Origin of the sequence: Phyllobacterium sp. (assembly GCF_037994425.1) — a bacterium.
In the GTDB taxonomy this organism is placed as follows: domain Bacteria; phylum Pseudomonadota; class Alphaproteobacteria; order Rhizobiales; family Rhizobiaceae; genus Phyllobacterium.
On record NZ_JBBNAM010000311.1, the window covers coordinates 19,673 to 27,721 of the forward strand.

Consider the following 8,049-nt stretch of genomic DNA (forward strand, 5'->3'; position numbering starts at 1 on the left):
CTATCTCAACCGTGCAGCTTCGTATTGGCGCTATCGAAAAAGACCGGATCGCAGAGGCGGCCGGGGGTGTACTCGTCGCGTATGCCGTTCCAGACAAGTATGTCCTCGCCGTGGCGATAGGCTCCGCGTTTCACCAAGGCTAAGCCGATGGTGGATCCGATGTGCGGAGAGTAGCAGGTCGAGGTGACATGGCCCTCATCGTTTTCAAGCGTCGCTGTCGCGTCCTTCGCGAGAATGTGTGCGCCGCTGCGAAAGCTGTCAGTCGATCGCAGCGGCATGACGCCTACAAGCAGCAAACGATCCGGGTCATCAAGACCTTCACGCAGCAGCATTTTTTTACCGATGAAATCGGCCTTGTTCGCCGATACCATCCTTGCTATGCCCAGATCCGCCGGCACGACCGTACCATTGATTTCGTTGTGCGTGACGTGACCTTTTTCGATACGCAGGACCGAAAGAGCCTCGACGCCATAGGGCTGGATGCCGTGCGCTTTGCCTGCCTGCATCAGGGCATCCGCAACGCTTCCACCATAGCCGGCCGGAACTGCAAGCTCATAGGCAAGTTCGCCAGAGAATGAAATGCGGAACAGGCGGCCCTGAAGCTGCCCGCCACAGAGCGATATTTCCTTGGCCGCAAGGTAGGGGAAGGCTTCGTTCGAAATGTCCTCATCGAGGATCGTCTGCAGGATGGTACGGGCCTTGGGCCCGGCGATCGTCATCTGGGCCCATTGATCAGTTACGGAAGCAAGCCGCACGTCGAGCTCCGGCCAAAGCGTTTGCGCACAGAACTCCAGGTGATTCATGACACCGGCCGCCATGGCGGTCGTCGTCGTCATGAAATAGCGGCTCTCTCCGAGACGGCTCGTGGTGCCGTCGTCATAGATATGCCCGTCCTCGCGTAGCATCAGTCCATAGCGTGCCTTCCCGACCGGCAGCTTAAGGAAGGAATTGCAATAAATGCGGTTGAAAAATTCGGCGGCATCAACACCAGTCACCTCGATCTTACCAAGCGTCGAGACATCGCACAGTCCGGCATTGATGCGTACATTTTTTACCTCGCGATCGACGCTTTCACGCCAATCTTTCTCGCCAGGGCGGGGAAACCAGGCGGAACGATACCATAAGCCGCTCTCGACGAGGACTGCGCCGTTCCTCTTGGCCCAGTCATGCAAGGGGGATTTCCGGACCGGCTGGAAGTGTTTACCGTGCGATGGGCCAGTCAGCGAACCGAAGGAAACTGGCGTATAGAACGGACGGAACGTCGTGGTGCCGACGTCAGCCGGAGAAACGCCGCTTGCTTCAGCGACCAGGCCGATGGCATTGACGTTGGATAGTTTGCCCTGGTCAGTCGCCATTCCGTTGGTGGTGTAACGTTTGGCGTGTTCGATGTGACCATAACCTTCCCGCAACGCCAGATTCAGATCGTCGCGGTGCACATCATTCTGGAAGTCGATGAAGGCCTTGCCCTTAACGCCAGGAATCTTCCACAGCGGTCGTGCCGGCCTGACGATGATATCTCCCTCGACGACGCCGAAGGATGCTTGCTTTGCCGCGATACCAAGTCTTGCGATGAGATCCGTTGCTGCTTTTGCACCGGCATCAAGGCAAGCTTGAATGCCGTGGACAGCGTTTGCTGCCCCTGCAAGTGCGAGGCCGTTTAAATCCTGGGGAGCCAGGAATGCCGCATGTGTATCAGACCACATGGGCTTTCCGCCGCGGTGGCAAGCGAGGTGGATGACAGGACTGAAGCCGCCGGACATGGCTAGCGAATTCACTCTGAGGTCCTCAGATCTGCCGTCCTTCAGGACGGTAATGGAGGAGAGAGATTTTCGACCGTGAGCATTGCTTACAACTCCACCTTGGACGACACGCGCGTTTCCGCAGTAAGCGGCCGTGGGGCCGTCTTTTCGACTATCGATAATAGCGGCGATCGTCACGCCTGCATCCTCCAGATCGCCGGCCAGCGAGTAGCCGCTGTCATTCGTTGTGAAAATCGCGACATTGCTGCCCGGTGCGACCCCGTAACGGTTGAGGTAGCTGCGCATGGCGCTCGCCATCATTACGCCCGGGACATCATTGCCGCCAAATATCAGCGGCTGCTCCTCGGCTCCCGAAGCCAGAAGTGCCTGTTTGGCGATGATGCGCCACAACCGTTCGACTGGACGAGAGGGGTCTGGTTCGTGAACGTGCTTCTGAACGCGCTCCACGGCGCCGAAGACGTTTCCGTCGTACCATCCGAAGGCTGTGGTACGGGTCAGAACCTCGACATTTGGCAGGGAAGCCAGCTCCGCCAGACAGTTTGAAACAAAGGAGGCGGCGGACCATCCGCCGATCGTGGCTCGTTCGCAAAGGAGTCCGCCCCCCGCACGCGCATGTTCGTCGAGGATAATGACTCGCGCGCCCGCGCGTCCCGCAGTAAGGGCCGCAGCAAGGCCTGTTCCTCCGGCGCCGACAATCAGAAGATCACAATGCGCCCAGCATTTATCGTAGGTGTCCGGGTCAGCGTCGTAGGTGGCGCGACCGAGGCCAGCTGCGCGGCGAATGAAGGGCTCGTAGAGCCTTTCCCAAAGCACGGCCGGCCACATGAAAGTCTTGTAGTAGAAACCGGCCCCTAGAAAGGGAGCAAGAAGGCCATTCACAGCGCCGATGTCGACGTCGAGTGAAGGCCAGCGGTTCTGGCTTTTTGCTTCGAGACCCTCATAGAGTTCTTGCATGGTGGCTCGGGTATTTGGTTCCGTCCGTCCAGCCCTACCGATCGTCATCAGCGCATTCGGCTCTGCAGCGCCTGCGGTCAAGATGCCCCGAGGACGATGGTATTTGAAACTGCGGCCTGCCAAGACTTGGCCGTTTCCGAGCAGCGCTGATGCGAGGCTGTCGCCCTCATAGCCCGTCAGGGTTTTGCCGTCGAATGAGAATGAGAGCGGCTTGTTGCGGTCAATCAGGCCCCCGGCGGCAAGACGATGGAATGTCATGGCTTCACACCACTTGTATCTGCCACGTCGCTGCACGCGGTGATCTCGTGCGTGGCGGTATCGCGCGTGACCACCAGCCAGCGACGACAGCCGGACGTGTGGTGCCAATATTCTCGATGGGAGCCCCGGGGGTTATCGCGCAGATACACGTAAGCGAGCCAGGCGTCTTTTCCTGCTTCAGGAGCAGGCCGGGGAAGCGCAGCTCCCTTGACGGTGAATTCTTCCCTGGGTCGACTGCCGCAATGCGGGCAGGGAACGATGCTTGCCATGTTCGTGATCCTCGGTCCACCCGTCAGTGCAGGTTTGGTTGGGCGCCCTGACCTTTTTCGTCGAGCAAATAGCCCCGGGCGAAGCGGTCGAGACGAAAAGCGGCTGCGGTCCGATGCGGTACGCCGCGGGCGATCAGATGGGCGAAGCAGAACCCGGAGGCAGGGGTCGCCTTGAAGCCGCCATAACACCAGCCCGCATTGAGATAGAGATTTTCGAGGCCGGTGCGGTCGATGATGGGCGAGCCATCCATAGACATATCCATGATGCCGCCCCAGGAGCGCAGGACGCGAACACGCGACAGGCCAGGGATCATTGCCTTGCCCGCCTCGGCCACATGTTCGACGGTCGTCAGATTACCGCGCTGGGCATAGGAGTTGTAACCGTCGATGTCGCCGCCGAACACGAGGCCGCCCTTGTCCGACTGCGAGATATAGAAGTGTCCGGCGCCGAAAGTAACCACACCGTCTATAAACGGTTTCAAGCCTTCTGATACGAAGGCTTGCAGCACGTGACTTTCAATCGGAAGCCTGATGCCAGCCATCTCGGCGACACGCGAGGAGTTGCCTGCCGCCGCCAGCGCCAGTTTGTTGCAGGCGATGAAACCCCTTGTGGTCTCAACGCCAGCAACTTGGCCGTCTTTCTGGCGTATGCCGGTGACTTCGCAATTCTGGATGATATCGACGCCGCGCCTATCGGCACCGCGCGCGTATCCCCAGCCCACGGCGTCGTGGCGCACCGTACCGCCGCGCCGCTGCAGAAGACCTCCCTGTATGGGGAAGCGCGCATTGTCGAAATCGAGAAAGGGCAGCATCCGCCGCACTGCGGCACTGTCAAGAAGCTCGGCATCGACGCCATACAAGCGCATGGCGTTGCCACGCCGGGTATACGCGTCGCGCTGCCCGTCGGAATGATAAAGATTGAGCACGCCACGCTGGGACACCATGGCGTTGAAATTGAAATCCTGCTCGAGCCCTTCCCAAAGCTTCATCGAAAGCTCGTAGAATGGATTATTGCCTGACAGCAGGTAGTTGGAGCGGATGATCGTGGTATTGCGCCCGACATTGCCTGAACCGATATAGGATTTTTCCAAGACTGCCACGTCAGTTATTCCGTGTTCCTTGGCGAGATAATAAGCCGTCGCCAACCCATGACCGCCTCCGCCAACGAGAATCACGTCATAATGGGGCTTTGGATCCGGCTGGCGCCAGGCGGGCTTCCAGTCTTTGTTGCCACGAAGTCCGTTCAGGAAAACCGAAAGTGCCGAATACCGCATGCCGATACCTCGAATGTGCCGCTTTTTTACGCCCTCAGCCGCTGGCCGTCCGGATCAAACGGGGGACGCTCCAAAATCACGGCCTCATGCGGTCGACCAAGGATCGCTACGATGACCTTGTCGCCCGGCTTCGTGGTGCCAGCCCTGAGATAGCACAGCGCTAACGACATCTCGACGCAATAGCCATAGGCGCCCGATGACACCTGGCCGACCGGTGTTCCGTCCGGCAGGAATATTGGCTCTCCACCTGTGGCATCTGCGTCATCGGCGCGGATTGCGACCATGGCGAGCCTGTCGCGGGACGGCGTCGCCGCAATCGCGGCGTAGGCATCGCGATTGAGAAAATCACCCTTGTCCATCTTGATGAGCCGATCGAGACCGCTTTCGTGCGGCCAGTATTCGGGCGAATATTCGCGGCCCCAGCTGCCATAGCCCTTTTCGATCCGCAGGGACATCAACGCCCTTGAACCGACGGGCCCGGCACCCAGGTCTCTCCCGGCCTCGAGCAGCGCCTCGTAGAGCACGAGCTGCTTATCCGACGGACAATAGAGTTCCCAACCGAGATCGCCGGTAAAGGATACACGCAGCGCAATGACCTCTACACCGGCGACCATCATACGACGCGAGCGCATGAAAGGAAAAGACGGAGTCGACAGGTCTTCATTGGTGAGCCGCAACAGAAGTTCGCGAGACTTCGGGCCGGCAACGTTGAATCCGCACATCGCCTCCGTTCGGGAGGTGAAGTCAACAGTTGGAGGCAGCGGGACAGCCTTGAAGAAACGCTGGTGAAACCGCTCAGCCATGCCCGAGCCGAAGATCATAAAATGCTCGGTGCCCATCTTGGTGACGGTGAAATCACCGGCGACGCCCCCGCGCTTTCCAATCAGCGGGGTCAGGCATGAGCGGCCCGTCTCTGTCGGCATCCGGTTGGCAAAAAGCCCGTTAAGCCAGTCAGCTGCACCAGTTCCTTCGACCTCATACTTAGCAAAGTTTGATATATCGATGATGCCGGCATTGGCGCGCAGCATCCGGGCCTCGCGGCCGACGGGGTGCCACCAGTTCTGGCGGGTGAAACCTGCCGTTTCCTCCTTTGGCTCATCCTCGTTCGCAAACCACAGCGGGTGTTCCCAACCGAAGTTGAGTCCGAAGAGCGCGCCGATCTCCTTTTGCTTCGCGTAAGCCGGACGTGTCCTGACTGGCCGCCCCGCCGATCGTTCCTCATTGGGAAAATGAATCTTGAACCGGTGGCTATACTGGTCTTGAACGCGTGCCTTGGTAAAGTCCTTGCCCGCCCAATGGCCGAAGCGGGCCATGTCCCAGCCGAACATGTCAAGCGAAGGTTCCCCTTCGATCATCCATTCCGCGGCCAGCTTGCCCATGCCCCCTGATTGGGAGAAACCGGGGATAATGCCGTTACAGCAGAAATAGTTCCTGAGTTCAGGAACGGGCCCGAACAGCACCGCACTGTCGGGCGACCAGATCATCGGACCGTTGATGACACGTTTAACGCCCGCCGTACCGACCGCGGGAACGCGCTCTATGGCGCGCATCATGTTGTCCTCAATGCGCTCCAGATCATCCGGGAAGAGTTCATGGCCGAAACCGAGCGGCGTGCCCGACTCGGCCCAGAGCTTCATGTTCCGCTCGTAGGCGCCTACAAGCAGTCCAAGACCCTCCTGCCTGAGATAGTATTCGCCGTCGCGGTCAGCCACCGAGGGAAGTCGCCGGTCCAGCGCTGCTATCTCAGGTATCGTCTCAGTGACGAAATACTGATGCTCGGTCGGCATCAGCGGAAGCTGAAGGCCGGCCATGGCAGCGACTTCCCGCCCCCAGAGACCGGCGGCATTGACGACCCAATCGGTGCGAATATCGCCTTTCGGCGTGCGTACGATCCAAGCTCCGTCGGCCTGCTGCTCGGTGCCGGTAACCGGCGTGAACCGATGAATTTCGGCGCCGCGCTGGCGGGCACCCGCCGCATAGGCCATCGTAACTCCCGAAGGGTCGACATTGCCGCCCTCCGGCTCAAACATGATGCAACGAATGCCGTCGAAATCGACGAGAGGATGCAGTCGTTCCGCGTCGGTTCTGTCTATACCGTAGAAATTCATCCCGTATCTGCGCGCCTTGGCTTCCTGGAGCCGCAATTGATGCTCTCGCGCCTCGGTCTGTGCCAGATAGAGAGAGCCCGGCTGGAAGATGCCGCAACCCTGGCCCGTTTCGACTTCAAGCTCCTTATAAAGCGCCATCGTATAATGCTGCAGGCGACTGATGTTGGTCGAATCATGAAGACCATGAATGTTGGCAGCCGCGTGCCATGTCGAACCTGAGGTCAGTTCATCACGCTCGAGGAGCACAATGTCCGACCAGCCAAGCTTTGCCAGATGATAGAGGATCGAGCAGCCGATGAGACCACCGCCGATGACCACAGCTTGGGCATGTGTACGCATTCGGATTCCTTAACTCTCGGGCTTCGGGAGCCATTGTTGCCGCCAGCGTTCATTCCCCGCTGATTACCCCCATTCTAGGACCCCCCAACCTGCTTCGGAAGCGCCCAAAGACCGGAATCTGATCTGTTTGTCTCGCGAATGGCCAAATAAAACAACGTCATTGATCCATCAATTTTAGATTGTTGCCCACAACGGTTTTGCTAGATTGAATGGGCGAACCGCAGGCGGCACGGGATTTCAAACGCCTGCCGCCTTTGCGTGCTCAATGATCCATTCTCTGACTTTTTTGATGACAACGCCCTTCGACACGGGGCTATCGACCAAGTAGTAGTTCCACGGGCTCGCCAGCCTTGTCGCAAATGGCTCGACCAGGAGCCCGCGCTCCACATATGTGCGCGCCAGCGAGCGCGTGGTGACGATACAACCGGCGCCGCTCGCCGCAAGTTCAAGCGCGATGTTCGTCGAGTTCGTCGACAGACGCTTTTCGTTTCCACCGGCGTCGATTCCAAGGGCATTTGCCATGTCCTGCCAGAGTTCCTGTCTTCCGTGGACCGATATCCAGTTCATCTTGAGTATGTCGGAAGGAGTGACCAACGCCTTAGGTCCGGTCAGAAACTGCGGTGCGCAAAGTAATAAAGTCGTTTCGGCCCAAAGTTGGATGCCCGTGGGCGGGATATTGTCGTAACGTCGGATCGAGATCACAATGTCGGCGATCTGCTCGGCGGGCTCTTCCCAGATGGAGCCATGCAACAGAATTTCGAATTCGGGGTATTTTTTGCTGAAGCCCGCGATACAGTTGGCCAACCAGTTTTCCGCCAGGCTGGTCGGACAGGAGATAACCACAGTCCGACGACGGGCCGAGGCGAGTATCGCTTCTGTCGCGAAATCAATCTGGTTGAGCGCCTGCCGCAGTGTGGGTAGAAATGCCTCACCTATCTCCGTGAGCTTCAGGCTGCGCGGATAACGTATGAAAAGTTGTCGTCCGATATATTGTTCGAGGGCGCGGACGTGATTGCTGATGGCGGCCTGCGTATACCCCAGTTCGTCGCCAGCATCCGTAAAACTGAGATGTCTGGCCGCGCATTCA

At 58.8% G+C, this 8,049-nt stretch carries 5 protein-coding genes; all 5 read right to left on the reverse strand.

Going from position 1 to position 8,049, the window contains the following annotated elements:
• Window positions 1-5: 5 nt before the first annotated feature.
• On the reverse strand, window positions 6-2,972 hold the full coding sequence (locus tag AAAB35_RS21030) for a sarcosine oxidase subunit alpha family protein (protein ID WP_340670224.1): 2,967 nt from the start codon (window positions 2,970-2,972) through the stop codon (window positions 6-8).
• Entirely contained in the window at window positions 2,969-3,241 is a 273-nt protein-coding gene (locus tag AAAB35_RS21035; protein WP_340670225.1) for a sarcosine oxidase subunit delta, read from the reverse strand. Before AAAB35_RS21035 ends, AAAB35_RS21030 begins: the two co-directional genes overlap by 4 nt.
• Window positions 3,242-3,264: 23 nt before the next feature.
• Window positions 3,265-4,515, reverse strand: coding sequence for a sarcosine oxidase subunit beta family protein (locus tag AAAB35_RS21040; protein WP_340670226.1), 1,251 nt, complete (start codon window positions 4,513-4,515; stop codon window positions 3,265-3,267).
• A gap of 26 nt (window positions 4,516-4,541) precedes the next feature.
• On the reverse strand, window positions 4,542-6,962 hold the full coding sequence (locus tag AAAB35_RS21045; RefSeq protein ID WP_340670227.1) for an FAD-dependent oxidoreductase: 2,421 nt from the start codon (window positions 6,960-6,962) through the stop codon (window positions 4,542-4,544).
• 237 nt (window positions 6,963-7,199) lie between these two features.
• Window positions 7,200-8,049 (reverse strand): LysR substrate-binding domain-containing protein (locus AAAB35_RS21050; protein WP_340670228.1); only part of this gene is annotated, 850 nt, incomplete at its 5' end.